The organism is Chryseobacterium nakagawai (assembly GCF_900637665.1).
GTDB classification, from domain to species: domain Bacteria; phylum Bacteroidota; class Bacteroidia; order Flavobacteriales; family Weeksellaceae; genus Chryseobacterium; species Chryseobacterium nakagawai.
The window spans coordinates 4,750,309-4,770,806 of record NZ_LR134386.1 but is presented as its reverse complement, the minus strand read 5'-3'; the positions used below and the strand labels follow the sequence as shown (position 1 = coordinate 4,770,806).

General features: G+C 37.1%; 14 protein-coding genes. 3 read left to right on the top strand and 11 right to left on the bottom strand.

Annotation, left to right across the window (positions count from 1 at the left end; translation table 11 throughout):
• Positions 1 to 326: 326 nt before the first annotated feature.
• The gene (lnt, locus tag EL260_RS21405; protein ID WP_123857532.1) at positions 327 to 1,961 is read right to left on the bottom strand and encodes an apolipoprotein N-acyltransferase; all 1,635 of its coding nucleotides are present in this window, start codon (positions 1,959 to 1,961) and stop codon (positions 327 to 329) included.
• A 55-nt stretch (positions 1,962 to 2,016) separates the two neighbouring features.
• On the opposite strand from lnt, the gene EL260_RS21400 reads away from it, so the two are divergent.
• The gene (locus EL260_RS21400) at positions 2,017 to 2,430 is read left to right on the top strand and encodes a VanZ family protein (RefSeq protein WP_123857531.1); all 414 of its coding nucleotides are present in this window, start codon (positions 2,017 to 2,019) and stop codon (positions 2,428 to 2,430) included.
• Here the strand turns inward: EL260_RS21400 and proC are convergent.
• The 8 genes from proC to EL260_RS21360 all read right to left on the bottom strand — a co-directional run bounded on the left by proC (position 2,420) and on the right by EL260_RS21360 (position 12,904).
• A complete protein-coding gene (gene proC / locus EL260_RS21395; RefSeq protein WP_123857530.1) occupies positions 2,420 to 3,223 on the bottom strand; it encodes a pyrroline-5-carboxylate reductase in 804 nt (267 codons plus the stop codon). The genes EL260_RS21400 and proC overlap by 11 nt on opposite strands.
• A 123-nt stretch (positions 3,224 to 3,346) precedes the next feature.
• Complete coding sequence (locus EL260_RS21390) at positions 3,347 to 4,495, bottom strand: cytochrome-c peroxidase (RefSeq protein ID WP_123857529.1); 1,149 nt, start codon at positions 4,493 to 4,495, stop codon at positions 3,347 to 3,349.
• 2 nt (positions 4,496 to 4,497) lie between these two features.
• The gene (locus EL260_RS21385; protein WP_123857528.1) at positions 4,498 to 6,021 is read right to left on the bottom strand and encodes a DUF6850 family outer membrane beta-barrel protein; all 1,524 of its coding nucleotides are present in this window, start codon (positions 6,019 to 6,021) and stop codon (positions 4,498 to 4,500) included.
• Positions 6,022 to 6,049: 28 nt separating this feature from the next.
• Positions 6,050 to 7,273: a DUF4876 domain-containing protein gene (locus EL260_RS21380; RefSeq protein ID WP_123857527.1), complete on the bottom strand. Its 1,224-nt coding sequence runs from the start codon at positions 7,271 to 7,273 to the stop codon at positions 6,050 to 6,052.
• Positions 7,274 to 7,292: 19 nt separating this feature from the next.
• The gene (locus tag EL260_RS21375; protein ID WP_123857526.1) at positions 7,293 to 10,046 is read right to left on the bottom strand and encodes a TonB-dependent receptor; all 2,754 of its coding nucleotides are present in this window, start codon (positions 10,044 to 10,046) and stop codon (positions 7,293 to 7,295) included.
• 139 nt (positions 10,047 to 10,185) lie between these two features.
• Positions 10,186 to 11,199 (bottom strand): UDP-N-acetylmuramate dehydrogenase, encoded by a 1,014-nt coding sequence (gene murB / locus EL260_RS21370; RefSeq protein ID WP_123857525.1) that lies wholly within the window; start codon positions 11,197 to 11,199, stop codon positions 10,186 to 10,188.
• A 3-nt stretch (positions 11,200 to 11,202) separates the two neighbouring features.
• On the bottom strand, positions 11,203 to 11,688 hold the full coding sequence (locus tag EL260_RS21365) for a hypothetical protein (RefSeq protein WP_123857524.1): 486 nt from the start codon (positions 11,686 to 11,688) through the stop codon (positions 11,203 to 11,205).
• Between the two features lie 10 nt (positions 11,689 to 11,698).
• Positions 11,699 to 12,904 (bottom strand): pyridoxal phosphate-dependent aminotransferase, encoded by a 1,206-nt coding sequence (locus tag EL260_RS21360; RefSeq protein ID WP_123857523.1) that lies wholly within the window; start codon positions 12,902 to 12,904, stop codon positions 11,699 to 11,701.
• Positions 12,905 to 13,118: 214 nt separating this feature from the next.
• Between EL260_RS21360 and EL260_RS21355 the strand changes: the two genes are divergently transcribed.
• Together EL260_RS21355 and EL260_RS21350 are read left to right on the top strand one after the other, a co-directional pair.
• The gene (locus tag EL260_RS21355; protein WP_123857522.1) at positions 13,119 to 14,912 is read left to right on the top strand and encodes a T9SS type A sorting domain-containing protein; all 1,794 of its coding nucleotides are present in this window, start codon (positions 13,119 to 13,121) and stop codon (positions 14,910 to 14,912) included.
• A 242-nt stretch (positions 14,913 to 15,154) separates the two neighbouring features.
• On the top strand, positions 15,155 to 15,610 hold the full coding sequence (locus EL260_RS21350; protein ID WP_123857521.1) for a DUF1801 domain-containing protein: 456 nt from the start codon (positions 15,155 to 15,157) through the stop codon (positions 15,608 to 15,610).
• A gap of 512 nt (positions 15,611 to 16,122) precedes the next feature.
• On the opposite strand, the gene EL260_RS21345 is transcribed toward EL260_RS21350, so the two are convergent.
• Positions 16,123 to 17,406, bottom strand: coding sequence for a TolC family protein (locus EL260_RS21345; RefSeq protein ID WP_232534818.1), 1,284 nt, complete (start codon positions 17,404 to 17,406; stop codon positions 16,123 to 16,125).
• Positions 17,381 to 20,491 carry an efflux RND transporter permease subunit gene (locus EL260_RS21340; protein WP_123857519.1) on the bottom strand — a complete coding sequence of 1,037 codons (3,111 nt, stop codon included), beginning with the start codon at positions 20,489 to 20,491 and terminating at the stop codon, positions 17,381 to 17,383. The genes EL260_RS21345 and EL260_RS21340 overlap by 26 nt, the downstream gene beginning before the upstream one ends.
• Positions 20,492 to 20,498: the final 7 nt, after the last annotated feature.

The following is a 20,498-nucleotide window of genomic DNA, read 5'->3' as shown; positions in this document are numbered from 1 at the left end:
GCTGGCTTCTCTTTTTTTTTGTTCTGATAATCTATTATTATCCGTGAAAAAGATTGATTTGATGGAAATGATGCTAAAAAGTTTCCCGCAGATCTCACGGATTACGAAGATGTTTATGGATAGCGGCATGATAATGAACTTGTTTACTCATGGATATTACAGGTTTACATGGATGCTTGTATGAAAATTATGATATTGATGGGTTGCTAAATAAAAAAATCTGCGTCATCAGCTTAATCAGTGAGAGTTTACTATCTCTTAGATCTTGCAGATAACGCAGATTATATTTTTTCAGTATAAAAATCAGTGTGGCTGATATTCAAATACTAAGCTTTTTTGATTTTTGCCTGAAATCTTTTAATCAGATAATAGAATAATAAAAACCCTAAAGCAAACATTGAAAATCTCGAAAGAAGATCTCCTGCTCTTGAGTAAAATGTCATTCCTTCATAAAGATTGATCTTTGAAAATAATGCGGTTTGGTCTCCGTAGAAGGTATCTGCCATCACTTCTCCTTTAGCATTGATATGGGCTGAAATTCCACTGTTGGCAGCACGGGCAATTTCTCTTCTGGTTTCAATAGCTCTTAATTTTGCATAAGATAAAAGTTGCTTGTGTCCTTCTGTAACGCCCCACCAGGAATCGTTGGTCATAATACCCAGAAAGTTAGCTCCCTTCTTTACATAATCAGTGACAAATTCCCCATAAATACTTTCGTAGCAAATAATAGGCGCCATTTTTCCTTTGTTGTAAGGGTTGGAAAAGGCCATTCTTTCTTTATCTGTCCCTAAAGAAGCAACTGTTCCTCCTAAATTCAGCATGGCATCCCCTAAAATAGGTTTTAAAACATTCATATAAGGGAAAATTTCAACACCGGGAACCAATTTTCCTTTGTGATAGATCTGAGTTTTTTGTTGTGGAGCAAGCTGAATAGCGGTGTTGTAGCTTGCTACCCAAACTCCAGGATTGATCTGGTAAGCTTCTTTTGGTAGTGCTGCGGGATCGAAATACAAACGATGTGAGGAAATTCCTGTTGCAAAAACAGATCCGGGATGTCTAGATAAAAAGTCCTTGATATTATTTAAAAGTAAACTCTTTTCAATGCCTGTTTCAGAAATAGAACCTCTGCCTGGCAGGGATGTTTCCGGGGCAATATAGTAATCTATTTTTGTTGTTGAATTTTTCTCGGCCAGTGCCAAAAGATCCTGTTCGATCGTTAAGCTGTCTTTTGAATATTTTTCAGCATAAGGATCAAGATCAGGCTGAAGCATCAGTACATTAACCTGCCCGGATGGCTTTTCATTAAAACCGTTATATTTAATGATTGAAATGATCATCGGAACAGCAATTAAAGCTACTATAATTGATGAGTTTTTAATCAAATCTTTTTTCTTTCTTCCGGCTTCCCATGTTCTTACAGTATAGAAAATGAGAACATTGATTAATAAGATCCAGAAGCTTCCTCCGGTTGCTCCTAAGGTATCATACCATTGAATCAGTTTTGGATAATCTGAAAACACGTTTCCTAAGTTCAGCCAGGGCCAGGTAAGTTCCCAGCCTAAGTGGAATTTTTCAAAGCTCATCCAGATGGCGATAAAGAATCCTAATCCCCAATAGGTTCCCTGTGCATTTTTATACCAATGATAACATTGGAACACCAAAGAATATAAAAGTGAATTGACAAGAACCGGGAATACAACAGCCATCAGAGAGTGACTGCCATCCGGGTTTTTAGAGCCATACAGCCATCCTGTAGTGACAATATTCCAGATAACAAAGCAAAGATAGGATAGCCCGAAGATCATCCAGCTTTTTCTTTTATAGTCTGAAAATTTTGAAATTCCATGTTCCATCATGAGAAGAGGAACGAGGGCGAAAAATATAAAAAACGGAACTCCATAAGTAGGCCAAGAGACCGACAGCAGCATTGCTGAAATAAGTGTTAGCAGAACGTATTTCATTAAATTATTTTAATATACAAATTTAATGTTTTTGAAATGAATATATTAGCATCCGATGTTAAAGAAATTATATAAAATTATTATTCTTCCTTACACCCTGTTTCTGCTTTATCTGATGTTTTTTGGAATGGGCAGGTTTCAGTATGAGGATAATCTGATTACGGTTGAGCCCGTGTTTTCCACCATAAAATTTATCCAGGGTGCAATGTCATGGAAGGATATTGTAATTATTGTGGTGGGAAATATTGTGATGTTTATTCCTTTTGGTTTCCTGGGCTGGATTTTTCCAAAACTGGAAGATCTGAAATCTTTACTTTTTACTTTTATACCAGCCATTACCATTGTGGAAGGACTTCAATATTTTACAAGAATGGGAATATTTGAGGTAGATGATATCCTCCTGAACACGTTCGGTGTGTATTTAGGATGGCTGGTGTGTAGGTGTATTGAAAAAAGATTTAGCTATTGAGTTCTTTTGCTCTTTTTTCAGCATTTAAAATTCCCAGTTTTAGAATTTCCTTAAAGTTGTTTTCTTCAAAAGTTTTCAAAGCGGCTTCTGTGGTTCCACCTTTGGAGGCTACATCTTTGATCAGTTCTTCAAGGTTCTTTTCTGAATTATTAATGAGATGATAAGCTCCCAGCATGGTTTGTTTTACAAATAATTTAGAAAGGTTTTCTTCAATTCCCATTTCGATTCCTGCTTTAATCATAGCATCAATAATATAGTAAAAATAAGCAGGCCCACTTCCAGAAAGCGCGGTAACGCCATCCAAAAGATTTTCATCTTCTAAATACACAGACCTCCCGGTACTGTTTAATAATCTTTCAATGTTGATAAGCTGGCTAAAGGAAATACCATCTGCAGCCGTATAACCTGTAATTCCCATTCCCAGAAGGGTAGGAGAGTTGGGCATTGCTCTTACAACGAGTGGATGGTTTAATGATTTTTGAATTTTCTCAATATTAATTCCAGCCATAATGGATAGAACCATTTGATTATCCTTTAAGGTAAACTTAAAATTCTGAGCAACTGTCTGGAAATCCTGTGGTTTTACGGCAATGATAATTAAGTCTGCATCCAGCTCTGTAACTTCATCAAAGGTGGATGTTTTTGATTTGGGAAATTCACCTGTTATTTTAAAAATTTTAGTATGGCTTCGGGTAATCAGGTGAAGGTTTTCCGGCTTAATCAGTTCATATTTCAAAAATGATTTTGAAAATGATAGTCCCATGTTTCCGGCTCCCAAAATAGCTATTTTCATATTGGCGTGTTTATTTCTAACGAAATTAATGTTTTTTATCGGGATGAGGAAGAGGTGGGAAGCTGGGAGGTATTACAGTATTTTCAGCAACAAAAAGGTCCGGCGAATGCCGAACCTTTTTGTTTATTCTACCGGAAATTCCGGTCGTCTCATTTTATATTTTGTGCCTGAAAGAGCTTCAAGGAAGGAAACCAAAGCTTTTTTCTCTTCTTTGGTGAGCTTTAAAGGTTTTAATAAAGGATCAGTTACGGGATACAGCGGATCTTTCTCTTTTGCTTCAGGAGAAGGATCTATCATGTGCATTCCACTGTTGTATATATTTACGATCCCTTCCAATTCTCCGAAAAAGCCATTATGCATCCATGGTTGAGTAAGCATTAGATCTCTTAGCTGAGGGGTTCTGAATTTTCCTACATCTTCAGGTTTTTTGGTAATATTATACAATCCGAGATCTTCGTATTTTCTTTTGTAATAGGTAAGGCCAATATTGTGGAAAGATTCGTCTGTAAGATTTTGGCCGCTGTGGCAGTTCATACAGCGTGCTTTTGTTCTGAAAACATGCATTCCATAGATTTCTTCATCAGACAATGCATTGTATTTTCCCTCCAGGAATTTATCAAAACGGCTTGGCTGGCTTTTAATGGTTTTCTGGAAATCAGCTATTGCCTTTACAATTCTGTCATAGGTTACTTTCTCATCACCATAGGCATTTTTGAAAAGAGGTTTATATCCCTTTATAGCCTGGATTTTTGCAGGTAATGTTTTCACATCCATTGCCATTTCATGATGGGCTCCGAGTGGGCCTGCTGCCTGTTCTTCAAGCGTTTTTGCTCTGCCATCCCAGAAAAATGACTGTCTTTCTGCTATATTATACAAAGATATTGTATTTCTGTTTCCAAGAAGGTGATTGTTCCCTAATGCTACCTGTCTTCGGTCTGACCAACCCATTTCAGGATCGTGACAGGAGCTGCACGAAATCTGACTAGATTGGGATAATTTTGGATCAAAGAATAGCATTTTCCCCAGAATAACACCAGGCTTATCCTGTTCTACAAAAAATGTGGAGTCTCTTTTAATAGGGGAAAATTCTTTCCATTTTACACCATGATCAATATCCGGTTTGGGCCATTCTGAGATTGCTTTTTTATAACTTTTTACAATATCTTCGATGGTAGGGTCCTGAAGTTCCAGTAAATCCCGATTTACCTTAGGTGTAAAGCTTAATAAAGTCAATACAATACCCCCTAATCCCCAATATATTAATTTTTTCATGTCTAAAATGTTATCCCTATGCTTGCCGCTGCAAAATTATTGTTTTTTTCCTGGATTTTTTGTGTCTGGTATTGTGCACTTACAAAGAATGCCGGTAGTTTATCTAACTTAAAGTCATATCTCAGAACTGCTCCAAAAGCATTAATATCACTGGCCTGGAACATGTAGTCCTGTAATACCCATTCATCAACCGCCAGATTTGCTGTTGTGCTTAAAGCATTGATAGACTGGTTGACCATTCTTTTATAAAAATACGGCTGGAATGTAAGCATCTGATTATTATTAATCTGTTGTTTGTAATCAGCATTAAGTCCTAAATAAGAATATACAAATTTCTGTCCTGAATTTGGGTAAAGCCTGCGTTCCTTGATTTCTTCATATCCAAAAAACGGAACTGCTGTAATGGAGAACCTTTCCTGATTATACTGGTAAAAACCTTTGACGGTTGCAATGTAATTATCTCTGCGGTAAGCTTCTCTTTTGAAGATTTGAGTCATGATGGAAGTATTCATTGAATACCCATATTCAGAGCCAGTTTTTCGGGAAGAAGTATATCCTGCTAATAATCCGATACGGTGTTTTTCGTTAATATTAAAAAATTTAGCTCCTTCCAATTTAAATTCTTCATTTTTCAAGTCAGAAATGTTATTGTAGGTATTGGAGCCATCATTGTAGCTTTTAATGTTGTTCGCTTTTCCTATAACAGCCTGAAGGTAGAAATCTCTTCCTTGTTTGTTGGAGATCTGGATTCCTCCTTTATAAGCAAATTCTTCAAAAGTATTGGTAGGACGTGTTCCTCCGTTAAACAGATAGTTAGAAAAACCAAGTCCAGACATGAGGTATACATAAGGTCTTCCCAGAAGACTTTGAAACTGAATCGAATTATTTTGGGTGTATTTGTTAAATTCACCAAAAACTCCGACTTCATATTCTCTAAAGGCTCTGTAATTCACACCGGCATTTATTCTCAGGTCTGAAGTTTTACTTTCCAGTCTGGGATCTTTTGAACGATAGCCCATCTGTGCAGAATAACTTATCTGTCCGGCAACAGTCCATCGGCCCATTTTCTCAAGGTATCCTCCGGCAAACTGATAACGCTCCAGATTTAATTTCCCTCCAACAGAATCTGAGGTGATGTAAGGAGCTATACGTTCATAATCTAATGTTTCGTTCCACTTTACAGAGCTCATTTTTAAGTTCTGATAGCTTGCACTTCCCCATACAGATCGGTTAGGTTTCAGCTTTTGAAAAGACTGGGCTTTTATCATTAGTCCTTTGCTGCCATTTCCTAATTGCTGACGGTAAGCATTTTCTTTATTGTCCTGATAACCGACACTGAATTCTGAAAATGAAGAAGTACTATAACCCGACATGGATGCCGGGTTATAGTAAAAGTTATTTTTAAAATCTCTTTCCTGATTGTATTGATTATTGAGCGTTTTGAATAGTTTTAGACTATCCTGAGCTTTTATATTAAAAGAAACGACAATCAATAACAGGCAGAAAAATGTTTTTGTATGTAACATAATTTGCTGTTGAATATCGAACTGTATTTTAGTGAACGATACCATCTTTTAAACTTGGTTGAGCATCTTTTACAAAGTCATTAGATGAGTTGTTGGTATCCAGATAAAGGTTTTTACCATTAGTCATCTGTCCGTTTACCTTACGTCTTACGGATTTTCCGAAACGGGTAGGATCTTTATCAATAGTTCCTACGGAGGTCCATCCACCATCAATACTTGCAGAAGTAAGAGTATGAGCAAATTTTGAAGAGATGCTGTTGTTTACTCCATCAATAATCCATGAGTTAGGAATAGAATAAGCACTTTTCGATGTAACTCCACCTGCACTGTTGATGTAAGTATAATCATATTTGTTTTTATTCAGGAAGCTTTCTTCATTTTCATCGAATGGAAAACGGGCGATTACATAACTTTCAAAACCACGATCGTGTAAAAAGAACATGTTAAAGTTCATTTGTGAATAGATCACTTTTGCATTCGGAACAGAAGGATTGTCTACCTGTCCTAATGCCGGATTGTTTGAAGGATATTCAAAGTTCGCATTGTGAAGGTCATATGCTGTACTTGTCTGAGCTTTATGGTTGATCGCGTTGTCTGCAATAACGATGAAATCTCCTGGTTGTACAGGATACTCAGTACCGGAACCTGGAAGTACCATCACTGCTTTTACCGGGAATGACAGGTTAGCATTGTATGGAGTAGGGTTTTTATCTTCTACAGTCAGGAACTCAGACTGCCCAATGATTAGTCTGTCTGCAAATAATACTTCCTTGGTATTATTCGTTAATTTAAAATAACGCCCTGAGTTGTAGTTTTTACCTTCTACTGTTTTGATTCCTGTAAAGAAAACTTCTTCAATGATAAAGTCATCATGAAATTTCTTAATAATAATTGGAATAGTAAGGTTAGTGGCCGCCAGAGCAATATCGGTTTGAGCCATCGCTCCAACTGATACTTCTTCATTACCGGAAATTACACCACCGTTTACTGTAATTTTATAAGATCCATAAGGTAAAGGTAAAGAATACGTATTCACATTCTTAATGGTTTCTCTTCTTACCGCACCTGTATTTACTTCTCTGATTTCAAGATCCAAGCTTTTGTAAGACGAAATATTTTCACCTGAAAAATTTAATGTTAAAACTCCATTTTGCGTAGTTGTTGCTCCGAAATCATCACTTGTACATGATGTTACTGTAAATGTCGTAGCCATCATAGCGGCTAAACTTAGTAGTAAAACTCTTTTTTTCATGTTATTTTTTTGATATATATTAAAAATTGTAGTTTAATTCCATCCCAAAGTAAGGGCTGTTACCTCCTTTTCTGTAAACTTTTACATTGTTGAAAGTATAGGGGGCACTATAGTTAAAAAGCCTGTTGACAAATAATGAGGTCCGAAGCGCCTTATAAATACTTTTAGTGACTTTAATATTTCCTACCATAGTAAAAGTGTAAAGTCTATCCAGATTATCAGAAACTGAAACGTTTCTTACCAGCCATTGTTTATAAGTATCTGTTCTGTCTGCATCTGTAAAAGGATGTATTACTCCATCTACTCCATAATAAGAAATAGGCTCAGCAATTCTTCTGTCATTTCTGCTATAGTCATATAAGCTTCCTTGTATAGAAGCTGAAATAATCATATCCAGACTCGGGAGATACGTGTCTATAAGCAGATTGTAGTTGAGGTTTGAATTAACATAACCATAATCGGATTTATAGATTCCATAATAAGGATAGGCTTCTGTTCCGATAGATACGCTAGGCCTTTTAATAACAGGTGCTGAATTTCTGTATTGGGTTTTGAACCATGCACCGGTGAAAGTAAATCTTGTATTGATGGCTTTGATTCTTGGTGAGGTATACCCAAATTCAATTCCTTGCTTTAAAGTTTCGCTTCCGTTTTCAGTAGTGACATATTCCCCAAAAACAGTTTTAACTTCATAAGGGACATTGGTTAGATCCGGTCCGTTAGGGGTCCATTGGGTTAAATCTACTTTTGTGTTGTCATATTGTTTATAACGTTGAACAGTAGTCTGATCCATATTCCGGAAACCATTGTTCATGTTTTCTTTAAAATAAGTCATAAAGAACTCATGATTTCTGTATGCCAGGTCTAAACGAATTTCTTTTTTAATACTTTTTGCTGCATGAAGTTCTTTATTTTCCCTTGGCTGTACATAGGTCATAAAATTTACATATCGATACTGTTCATCATTATGGTAGTGATTCAGCTGAGTGTAATCCCAATATTCTTTGTTTGGATAAAGCATCAACAGCGTAGGCTGTTTGTAGAAAAGACCATATCCTAAGGTAACGTCTGTTTTTAATGGATAATCATTAATCATGAGATGAGGCAGGCTGTATTGGAAATTTAATCTTGGTTCAGCAAAAACTTTTTTACTGATAGAATAAGAATTATCAATTCCCAGGTTTTTGGACAATCTCAGTCCTGCATACAATGTAAATTTATGTTGATTGAGAGCGTAGCTCATTTGATCGCCTAAAAAAGCAGCTAATAGGTTGGAAGCAGGAATATCATTGTAAGGTCTTGGTCTTGCTATTCCTGAGCTGGCAGAAGGAGGTGTTTTCATATCGTACTGCATCCCCTTACCATTATTTTTTGAATATCTCCAGTCAAGTCCAGCTTCGTATTGGTGTGTTATTCCGAATGTTTTCTTTGTTCCGTTTGCCTGGAAAAAAGCTGTCATATCCAATGGTTTACCTTCAGTAGAAAATTCAGTGATATAACGTAGATTCGGATAATATCCTACATTCTCTCCTTGTTCTGTAGCCAGAGAAAAAGAACGGGGACCGGATAGCTGAACCAGTTTTACCTGTTCTATCTTTTCAAATCCCTGACGAATGGCTGTATTTAAAGTTAACTTGTTGAAAAATGAACTTTTATCCAGTTGATAAATAAAATTATTCGTTACGCTGATTCTTTTATTATTGGATTCATACTTGTCCGTTGAAGGATAGCCGTTGTCTGGATCATATTTTTTATTATCAATATTAGTGGAAAAGTCAATAGCAGATTTCCATTCCAATGGTCTCGACCATAGCGTTGAAATTTTCTTTGAACGGATGGAAGCGGTGATACGCTGGTAGGTTTCAAAATCATCAGTAGGATTTGCCTTTGAGTCTAGGTAATCTGCACTTGCGCTCAGTTGCCACTTATCGGTAATTTTAAAACCCTTGCTCAGATAATACTGCTTACTAAAACCGTCTGCTTTAAATCTTGCCTGAAGGGGAGAGGCCTTTATTCTTCGTTCAATTTTGATCAGCCCTGAAGTAAGATCTCCATAAGCAGCTGAGGGAATACCACGGATTATTTCTACCTTCTCAATATCATTGGTCGAAATAGTTCTCATATCAACTCCGGAAGTAGATGTTTCTCTACCTTTTGGGCCTTCTGCAAATTGCCTGTTATCTACCGAAATCTGCATATCTGCGTTGGAATTGATGATGTTATCATCAATCATGAATTGTACTCCAAGAGATGAAGTATTGTATTCATTTCCGCTATAGCCTGCTGTATTTTCTCTAAGAGTCGCTCTATTATTATAGTTTAAGACGGGAGCTTTCGAAAGCCCGCCGGGAAGAAGTTCCATAAGGTCCGTGAAACTTGAAGGCTGTAAATGTTGCATAGCCTGTCTGTCAATAACAGACTTAGTGGTTAATCCTTTTCCCTCTTTTGAAAATACAACCACTTCTTCCAGTTTATTAATGGGCTGAAGCTTAATGGTAATGTTTTGAGCGGAAGTAAGTGTAATGTTAAGCTCTTTTTCCTGGAAATCAGGATGAAGAACTTTTAGGTGATATTTACCATTGGGAATAGAAATATCTGTATTTCCATTTTTATCAGTAGTCAAAGAGGTTTGATTGATGGTAACGGAAGCCCCTTTTAATTCTTTATTGTTTTCATCAAAAACAGTAATGTTCAGTTGCAATTTTTCATTTTGAGCCTGTATAAACTGTAGACTGAAAATAAAAAAGAAAACAAAAAATAAAGATCTTTTCATTTTTATTTATTCTAAATAAGCAGGCTGCAAAATTATAAAATATAATGATGCTGACCAATGATTATTTAGAATAATTTAAAATAAGAAAGCAAAATTCTGGAAAATACCCGGAACTTTGTTATATAATCTAAAGTGAATGTTATATAATATTCACTTCCCGTTCCAATTCTATCCCGAATCTTTCTTGCACAGAGTGGATGATTTCAGTGGAAAAATCAAAAATTTCCTTTCCGGTTGCTTCTCCGGTTGCATTGATGATAACCAATGATTGAAGTTTGTGTGAAGCTACATTTCCAATTTGTTTACCTTTCCATCCGCATTGTTCAATCAGCCATCCGGCAGGTACTTTTACCGTATTGCCATTAGGATATCCTTGGATGTTTTCAAACTTCTGTTTTAACTCTTCAAACTGGGCTAAAGGAATCGTTGGGTTTTTGAAAAAGCTTCCGGCATTTCCAATCACTTTAGGATCTGGTAATTTACTTTGTCTGATATTAATAACAACTTTGGAGACATCCTGAATGGTAGGATTTGTAATTCCCAGATGCTCCAGTTCAGAAATAATAGCACCATAGGCTGTTTTGATGTGATGGTCTTTTTGGGTAAGCTTAAAAGTCACTTCCAGAATAATAAATCTTCCTTTTCCTTCCTGTTTGAAGATAGAATCTCTGTACCCAAATCTGCATTTTTCAAGGTCGAAAGTGGTAAGCTCAAGATTTTCCAAATCCAATACCTGGCAGTTGACAAATACATCTTTTATTTCCGTTCCATAAGCGCCGATATTTTGCATAGGAGAAGTTCCTACATTCCCGGGAATTAAAGAAAGGTTTTCTAATCCGCCATAATTTTTGTTCAGACAGTACATGACGAATTCATGCCAGTTCTCACCTGCTTTGGCGGTAACCAGAATTTCATTTTCACTGACTTCTTTTTCAGTAATTCCTTTTAAATTAAGTTTAATAGCAAGGCCGTCAAAATCTTTTGTCAGCAGAATATTACTTCCACCACCTAAAAATAAAATCGGCAGGGTGTTTTCTTTTGAGAAAGTAAGTGCATCTTTTAATTCTTCGATGCTGTTTATTTCAACAAAGTATTTTGCTTGGGCATTCACACCAAATGTATTGTAAGGTTGTAAGGAAAAATTTTCTTGCATGTTTTATTTGTATTCTTTGGGAAGAATGTTGTCTAGTTGTTCTTTAAGCAGTTGAAGTTGTTTGTAATGTTCCTGATCGGCAAAAGAATTGACATAGAAATGGGCTTTCTTAGGAGTGCGTATCTGAAAAGTTTCATCAATACCATCTACAGATTGTTGGCTGGGTGAACTTTTTATTTGATCAAGATCTTTAACATTGATTGAGGAGATGAGCTGCTTCCAGGTATCAATAGTGATTGCTGAAGCCCATTCCTGATGAGTTTTGTTGGCTGTAGCTCCCTTTTCTGCAAAAACAGAGTCTTTGGTCACTTTAATAATCCTGTACTCACCCATAGTTCCTCCTATATGAGATAATCTAATGAGTGTGATCTCATTTGAGTTTTTAGAAACTGCCGGCTGTTCCGATTTTTTGGAATCACAGGAAAAAAATGCCGACAGCAAAAAGATCGGAAATATGAGCTTCAGATATCTATTTTTTGTTGTCGGCATCCTGTATGATTTATAGGCTGAATTCTGCTCTATACTGTTTTAAAGCATCTTTCAGAATTTCAACACTTCTTTTAAGATCTTCTTCTTTCAGTACGTAAGCAATTCTTACCTGTTTTTTACCTAATTCAGGATCACTATAGAAACCTCCGGCGGGAGCTACCATAATCGTTTCTTTGTTGTTAGAATAAGATTCAAGCAACCACTGTGCAAATTTTTCAGTATCATCTACCGGAAGCTCAGCAACACAGTAGAAAGCACCTCTTGGTTTAGGGCAGATTACCCCTGGAATAGCATTTAAAAGGTCTACTAAAACGTTTCTTCTGTGAGTATATTCTTCTCTTACCGCTCTGATATAAGCTCCGTCATTTTGATGAGCCGCTGTTGCTGCGATCTGTCCCAAAAGAACAGGGCTTAATCTTGCCTGTGCAAAAAGTATAGCTGCATTACGGATTTTTTGAGAACGGGTAACCATACATCCGATTCTTACCCCACACATAGAATAACGCTTGGATTCCGAATCAATAACGATGCAGTTTTCTTTCAGTTCAGGAAAATCAAGGATAGATATCTGTTGTTTTCCATCATATACATATTCTCTGTATACCTCATCAGAGATGATTACAATGTCATATTTTAAAGCAATTTCAGCAAGTTGCTGAAGTTCTTCACGAGTATAAAGGTATCCTGTTGGGTTACCTGGGTTACAAATGATGATTGCTCTTGTTTTTTCTGTGATCTTTTTTTCAAATTCTTCAATTGGAGGCAGGGCAAAACCTGTATCAATGGTAGATGAAACGGCTACTACATTCACATCAAATGTACTGGTGAATCCATTGTAGTTAGCATAGTAAGGTTCAGGAATAATCACCTCATCTCCATCGTCACACAACGTTGAAATGGCAAAGTTGAGTGCTTCAGAACCACCGTTGGTAACAATAAAGTTATCAGGAGTAAGATCTGAAAAACCTAAAGAATGGTAATATTCGGTAAGGGCGTTTCTATAGTCTAAGTTCCCTTCAGAAAGTGCATATTCTAATACTTTAAGATCAATGTTCTTTAAAGCATTTAATGCTGTTTCCGGAGTTTCAATATCAGGCTGTCCGATATTAAGGTGATATACTTTTATTCCTTTCTGTTTTGCTTGTAACGCAAAGGGAACCAGTTTTCTTACCGGCGATGGCGGCATATGCAGTGCTCTGTTTGAAATATTCGGCATTGTTCAAAAAATTTGTATGACAAAAATAGGATTTAATTTCCCAATAATAAAATTAAGCGCAAGAAGAAACTGCTTATCATCTACTTCCAGGATGGGTAATTTTATTGATTTTACTATTGATCTTAAGATTATTTTGATTTGTTTTTGATTATTTATTAAAAATAATGCTTTTATATTGATATTTTTGTTAAATTACCATCCAAATGTGAATAAAATGACAATAAATTTATTTTTTAGAGCTTTTCCTGCTATAGCTCTTTTTTCAGCAACGGCCATGATGGCTCAAAATTTTCAAACGATGCCCATTGCATCCGGATTTACAGCTGATGTAATTGCTAATGGAATAGGATCGGCATCGGTTTCTACAACGTCTGATGTAGACGGGGTGTCTTTTGCTTTTGTGGCGAAAGATTTTAAACTGACTTCTACCAGTACTCCTCTCACGTATGGTCTTCCTGTAGACGGAATCATCAATTCAGTTGTAGCTTCTACTCCCGGACTTTCCTATCAATTGGGAGATTTAAGTGCTAATAACTCTTTAAAGCTAGCTTCAAGCGGGCAGAACGGAACTTTGGTGCTGACTACTCCAAAAGCTGCTGTTAAACTGTATATGCTTGCCACGAGTGGTAGTGGAACGTCAGTTGTAAGTGCTACAGTGACTTTCACAGATAATACAACTCAAACATTTTCCAATATCAGTCTTTCAGATTGGTACAACGGTTCTAATTTTGCCATTCAGGGAATTGGAAGGATTAATAGGGATAACGATAATCTGGACCCTAGCAGTAATAATCCAAGACTGTATCAGTCTGTTTTGAATATTGATGCCGCCAATCAGGCTAAGCCAGTACAAAGTATTACAGTTACTAAAAGTTCAGGAACCGGTATTCCTAATATATTTGCTTTCTCAGCAGATGCTTTTTCAGATTGTATGGCACCTGTTACAGATGCTGCAACAGGAATAACTTCAAATACTGCACAAATCTCATGGACAGTTCCGGCAAGCAATCAGACTACGGGGTATGATATTTATTATAGCACAAGTTCAACTACACCTGCGAGTAATGCCAATCCTAATCATTCCAATGTTACAGGAACTTCTTATACCCTGAATAACTTATCTCCAAGTTCAACTTATTATTATTGGGTAAGAGCCAATTGCAGTACAGCAACAAGTAAAAGTGCATGGTCTCTTGCTAAATCATTCACAACACAATGTGGTGCATTAGTACCTTCCTATACTAATAACTTTAGTAGTTTTCCGGGATTATGCTGGGCTAACAATTTAGTAGGAGGAGATCCGGCTACTGGGCCATCAGGTACAGGTAGTTCTTATTGGGGATCACGTAGCTTTTTAAATACTTCAGCTAATGGGCCGTCAGCATCTATGAATTTATATTCATCTAATAGAACAGGGTGGCTGAAAACGGTAGCTTTTAACCTCTCAGCAGGTGGCTATAAAGTGAAGTTTAATTATGGAGTCACTGCCTATTCAGGGACTGCTTCTTCTTCAATGGATAGTGATGATGTTGTTCATTTCCTGGCTTCCAATGATGGTGGAACTACATGGATGACTCTGCAAACCTGGGATGCAAGTAATTCTCCATCTAACACATCAAATGAATATACCTTCGATCTGGCTAACTTTACTAATGCAAATACTATATTTGCTTTTTATGGAAGTACAGGATCACAAGATGAAGGCTTAGATTATAATTTCTATGTGAAGAATTTCACCATTGAAAATGCTCAACTAAGTACCTCGGAAGTAAGCCGTCAGGAGAAAAAAGTAGCCGTTCATCCGAATCCGTTTAAGGATATCCTGTATATATCAGACACAAGAGATATTAAGTCTGTAACCGTAACAGATACTACAGGAAGAACAGTGAAAACGGTTGAAGGTTCTGCGAAAGAACTTGATCTAAACAGCTTAAATTCGGGACTGTATTTTGTGACTCTTTACTTTAAGGACGGATCTCATTCTACTGTAAAAGCAATCAAGAAATAATTTTTTAGTGTAAATAAAGTTGAGCGGCGGTGCATTGTTGTACCGCTGCTTTTTTATAATATGAGGAATCATGGTGTTGGAAGAAGGAAAGTCATCAAAGTTTTAAAATCATGTAACCCATATTGATTTATGACACTTTTCAGCAATGATATGCCGAACTGGAAGTTCCAATCTCCCTCTTCCAGCTTCTTGCCTAATAATCAATATTTTTTCTTAATTTAAACCTCTAAAACTCACTGAAAATGCAAATTATATCAAACTCTCTGGAAGACTATCTTTCAAAGATTCCAGAGGAAAGACAGGAATCCTTTAAAAAACTTTTTGATGTGATTAATGACAATCTTCCAAAAGGTTTTGAAGAAGCAACCAATTATGGAATGTTAGGCTGGGTTGTTCCTTTGAAAACTTACCCTGCGGGGTATCATTGTACACCAGGAAGTCCTTTACCCTTTATCAATCTGGCTTCACAAAAGAATTTTATAGCATTGTACCACATGGGATTGTATTCCCGTCCCGAACTTTTGGATTGGTTTGTTGCTGAATATCCTAAACATTCCAAGAAAAAGCTGGATATGGGAAAATCCTGTGTACGCTTTAAAAAGCCGGAAGATATTCCTTTTGATTTAATAGCAGAGTTGAGTGGAAAAATGACAGTAGAAGACTGGATTGGTATTTATGAATCTCAGTATAAAAAGTAGAGGGAGAAAGTTGGAATCCGGAGGTAGTTGTAGTATTATTGGCTTCTTTCAGTCTTTTGATGAAAAATAATTTCAATTTTAAGACATTAAAATTGAGACCTCTGTTGTTTGTTAATTGGATAAAGTTCGATGCTAATTTAAAAACTTGTTATTTGGCAATGTCATTCTGAATGTAATAAAGTGAAATGAAGAATCTAACTATTTATGGGATTCTTCCTACGTCAGAATGACAAGAGGTATAAATAAATGAGATATAATTGTCAAATTTTATTTCAAAAAGCCCCGAGATCTATAAGATTCAGGGCTTTTTTTGAATGAGGAAGACTGATGTCATTTGGTTTATATTGTTGAAAACTGGGAGTTAGAGGAAGGAAGTTAGGAAGTACTTGTCGTGCTACTGACTTTCTTTCAGCCTTTTAATGGAATCAATTCTCAATTTTTAAAAGGTTAATTAATAGGAGTTTGAGTTATTTTCCGACTGAATAAGCTTCCATCTTCCAACTTCCTTTCTTTTAAAAATTAATATCCCAGATTCCAGCTCTGCGTTCCAGCTCGATCAAAGCTGTTGCATTATCTGCAAGGGCCTGATAATAATCTTTTCTTACTCCATTGTAGGTTCTTTGAGCATTCAGTACTTCGAGAATAGAGCTTTCTCCCCTTTTGTAACTGTAGGTGATGCCATCCAGTATACTTTTCGCTTCAGTAAGCATTCCGTTATGAAATTGTTTTACCTGTTTCTGGGTGGCCATATATTGTTGATAAGCCTGCATGACTTCTGCCTGTATTCCCTGTTCAATCTGATGATATTCAAGTGCTGCCTGAGAGTGAGCCATTTCTGCTATTTTTACGCCTGCATTTCTTCTGTTGGAAAACTTCAAAGGAATACTGAGCCCTAATTTTACTGCATTTACAGTTGGAGAGGGAGCTATTTCATTCGTAGCTTCAGTGTGACGTTCTGCCCCGGCATTGATACCAAGATCTATTTTTCGGTTTGCTTTTTCAAGATTGATTTGGCTTTTGGCTACTTGCGTATTCTGTTTGGCAGCCAGTAGGTCTGCTCTTGTATTTAATGCCTGAATGATCAGATCATCAATATTAAAATCTCTATTGAAAGCATTAAAGTCCCCGGCAACATCTCTATCTGTTATTTTGCCATCGCTGAGAAATACAGCTAATCCTGTGATTGCTTGTTGCTCTGCACTTTCTGCCTGATATATCTCATTGAGAAGGGAAGCAGCCTCCAATTTACTCTGTTTTGAAGTGACCAGAGATATTGTTCCCAGGCGATAACGTATGCTGTCAGATTTAGCAAGCTGTAGAATATTTTTATAAGAATCCTGCTGTACTTCGAGGATCGCTTTAGATTTTAATGCTTCCAAATAACCTAAAGTAGCATCAGCACGAAGATTTCTGAAAAAATCCTGTAATTGAATTTTGCTTAATTCAGACTGATCCTTAGCTAGGTTTACTCTTGCTTTTCTTTTGCCTCCCAGTTCAAGGGTCCAGCCAAGGGAAGCTCCATATACGTGTCCCATATTTTCTTTAATCCCATTATTGGTCGTTTCTAGATCCAATTGCGGATCCGGAAACATACTTGCTGTCTGAATGGAAGCTTCTGCCATGCCTATATTGTACTTTTGAGCGGCATATCCCAGATTTTTCTTTCCGACAAGGCTTAGATATTCTTCAAAATTCAGAACTTCTTTTTCCTGTGCCTGTACCTTATTCGTCATACTGAGTAATAAGGTCACTCCTATGATAAAGTATACTCTAATTTTCATATATAAGTGCTTCATCTGATTCTAAATTTTGTTTTTCGTTGCGACGTTCTGCCATAAAATAGATAGCAGGAAGTACGAATAGTGTTAAAATAGTAGAGAACATTAATCCATAGACAATGACAGTAGCCAACGGTCGTTGTACATCCGAACCGATTCCGGTTGCCAGTGAGGCGGGGAATAATCCGATTACTGCTACTGTTGCGGTCATCAATACCGGTCTGAAACGATCCTTTGCACCTTTAATGACAGCAAGTTTCAAATCGTATCCTTTTTTACGGAGGTCATTGATATGGGAAATCATAATCACACCATTCTGAATAGCGACTCCGAAAAGGGCAATGAATCCTACAGCAGAGGATACGTTCAAAGACATTCCACGTATATTAAGAGCAAGCATTCCTCCAAATAATGCCAGCGGAACAATAGACATCAATACCAATGCCTGTTTGAAATCTCCAAACGCTCCATACAATAACAAGAACATAATAGCCAATGCCAAAGGAACAATAAATGCCAATCTGGAATAAGCCCTGTTTTGATTTTCAAACTGTCCGCCCCATTTGATCTGATACTTTTCATGGTCATATTTGATGTCTTTTTCAATCTTGTCCTGAGCCTTTTTCAGGAAAGAAGAAAGATCTGTTCCTCTTAAATTCAGTTTAACGGTAAGATGCCTCTTGTTCATTTCCCGGGTGATGGTACTTTCCCCGGTACTTAATTTTACTTCAGCAACCTGAGATAATGGAATTTTTGCCCCTGAAGCTGAGGTGAGCATCAGGTTTCCTATTTTATCAGGAGTATCACGGCTGTCTTCTGTGTAACGGCAGGAAATATCATACACTTTATTACCGATAAAGATTTGCGAGATGGCTTTTCCACCTAAAGCGACTTCAATAAGATCAGCCACATCAGCCACGTTTAATCCATATTGAGCAATCTTATCTCTGTCTGCAATAATCTGCAACTGAGGTAGAGGAGGTTCCTGGTCAATAGCAAGGTCAGCAGATCCCGGAATTTTGTTTAAGGTAGATAATATATTTTCTGCGATTCTTCTGGTTTCTTTGAAATCTTCTCCATATACTTTTACAACAAGTTCACTGTGTGCCCCGGAAATTTTATCCATTACCCCGTCAATCATCGGTTGTGAGAAACCTACTGTAAACCCTGGCATTTCTTTGTAATCAGCAGCTAATTCTTTAATGAGGTCTGCTTTGGTTTTCCCGGATGGCCATTGATCGTAAGGTTTTATTCCTACAGAAACTTCAAAGTGAGAAGCGGTCCATGGATCGGTTCCGTCATCATTCCGTCCAGCCTGAACCATCATATAAGTAATTTCCGAATGTTTTAATGTTCTGGCACGTAAGGTATCGCTCATTTCTTTTGCTTTGGCGAGGGAAATACCCGGAGGTAACTGTACCTGTAGCCAAATAGAACCTTCATCCAGCTCCGGAAGGAAGTCTTTTCCTACAGTATAAGAAAGCACTCCTGCTGATAATAAGACGATGGTTACAGGGATCATTACTTTTTTAGGGGTTAGCATTATTTTTTCGATTCTTTTTCCATAGGCTGCACTTATTTTTTCCAGCCATTTGTTGTGATATATTTTTTGTGGTTTCCGATAGATCACATAAGCCAGACCTGGAATAAGGAGTAATGCAACAGCAAGAGCCCCCAGTAAAGCATATCCTACTGTAAATGCCATCGGAGTAAACAGCTTTTTCTCTACTCTTTCGAAGGCGAATAGTGGAAGATAGGCTGTGATAATAATGATGGTAGAAAAGAAGATAGGTTTTGCTACTTCAATTACTCTTTGGGTAATCGTTTTCTCTTCTAATGCTTCTTCAGGATTCTCTTCCCTTTTTTTCAGAATAGTTTCAAGCATTACAATGGCTCCGTCTACAATAATCCCGAAGTCAATAGCTCCCAGCGAAAGAAGGTTAGCAGGAATATTGGTAAAATGCATTAAAATAAATGCAAATAATAAAGAAAGCGGAATGGTAATAGCGACCAATAAAGCACCTCGCCAGCTTCCCAGGAATACAATCAGGACAATAATAACGAGTACAATTCCTTCAGTAAGGGTATGGGAAACCGTGTGAAGAGTAGTACTTACAAGGTCTGTTCTGTCAAGGAAAGGGTGAATTTTTACACCGGGAGGAAGCGTTTCATTGTTTAATTCATCAATCGCCTCATGAACACCTTCCAATACTTGCGATGGGTTTTGACCTCTTAATAAGAGAACAATTCCTTCTACACTTTCAGGATAGTTTCGTTTTCTGTCTGTATATCCCAGAATTCCTTTTCGTTCCAGATTTCCGTATTTCAATGTTCCTACATCATTCAGAAATACCGGAACCCCGTTTTCAGTTTTTACTACAATTTTTCCAAGGTCATTTAAATCTTTTACAAGACCTATTCCCCGAATCACATACGCTAAGTTTCCACGGGGAAGCATACTTCCTCCGGCGCTCACATTATTTTTTGAAATGGTTTCGGTAACTTCTGATAATGAAAGACCATACTGTTCAAGTTTATGAGGGTCTAATTCCACCTGAAATTGGGTAGTAATTCCACCAAAATTGGTCACATCTGCAATCCCGGAAACCTGCTTGATACGTGGAATGATTACAAATTTTTGTAAATCTGTAAGTTCGCGCAAACTATGATTATTACTTTCAATAATATAACGGTACACTTCGCCAACAGGAGAGGTAAGAGGATCAAGACCAGGCTGTGCGCCATAAGGAAGAGTAACATCTGTAAGCCTCTCCTGAATACGTTGTCTCGCCCAATAGTCGTCTATCCCATCATCAAAAACCATGGTAATTATGGAGAGTCCAAAGGTACTTTTGCTTCGCATAACATGCATTCCAGGCAGCCCATTAAGAGCCCTTTCCAAAGGAATGGTAATTTGTTGTTCTACTTCTTCAGCAGCCAGCCCGGGAACCTGGGTAACCACCTGCGACGTTACATCAGCGATGTCAGGATAAGCTTCTACGGATAATTTGGTCCAGGAATAATAACCAAAGAACCCCAGTAAAAGGAAGAGTGCCAACATCAGCCACCTCTTCTGTATAGAGATTGTCAAAAGTTTTTTCATGTTCTTA

Bases quoted from the DNA above. Each gene is read 5' to 3' on its own strand.
- lnt (WP_123857532.1), bottom strand. From the start codon at position 1,961: ATGAAATACGTTCTGCTAACACTTATTTCAGCAATGCTGCTGTCGGTC.
- EL260_RS21400 (WP_123857531.1), top strand. From the start codon at position 2,017: ATGTTAAAGAAATTATATAAAATTATTATTCTTCCTTACACCCTGTTT.
- proC (WP_123857530.1), bottom strand. From the start codon at position 3,223: ATGAAAATAGCTATTTTGGGAGCCGGAAACATGGGACTATCATTTTCA.
- EL260_RS21390 (WP_123857529.1), bottom strand. From the start codon at position 4,495: ATGAAAAAATTAATATATTGGGGATTAGGGGGTATTGTATTGACTTTA.
- EL260_RS21385 (WP_123857528.1), bottom strand. From the start codon at position 6,021: ATGTTACATACAAAAACATTTTTCTGCCTGTTATTGATTGTCGTTTCT.
- EL260_RS21380 (WP_123857527.1), bottom strand. From the start codon at position 7,273: ATGAAAAAAAGAGTTTTACTACTAAGTTTAGCCGCTATGATGGCTACG.
- EL260_RS21375 (WP_123857526.1), bottom strand. From the start codon at position 10,046: ATGAAAAGATCTTTATTTTTTGTTTTCTTTTTTATTTTCAGTCTACAG.
- murB (WP_123857525.1), bottom strand. From the start codon at position 11,199: ATGCAAGAAAATTTTTCCTTACAACCTTACAATACATTTGGTGTGAAT.
- EL260_RS21365 (WP_123857524.1), bottom strand. From the start codon at position 11,688: ATGCCGACAACAAAAAATAGATATCTGAAGCTCATATTTCCGATCTTT.
- EL260_RS21360 (WP_123857523.1), bottom strand. From the start codon at position 12,904: ATGCCGAATATTTCAAACAGAGCACTGCATATGCCGCCATCGCCGGTA.
- EL260_RS21355 (WP_123857522.1), top strand. From the start codon at position 13,119: ATGACAATAAATTTATTTTTTAGAGCTTTTCCTGCTATAGCTCTTTTT.
- EL260_RS21350 (WP_123857521.1), top strand. From the start codon at position 15,155: ATGCAAATTATATCAAACTCTCTGGAAGACTATCTTTCAAAGATTCCA.
- EL260_RS21345 (WP_232534818.1), bottom strand. From the start codon at position 17,406: ATGAAGCACTTATATATGAAAATTAGAGTATACTTTATCATAGGAGTG.
- EL260_RS21340 (WP_123857519.1), bottom strand. From the start codon at position 20,491: ATGAAAAAACTTTTGACAATCTCTATACAGAAGAGGTGGCTGATGTTG.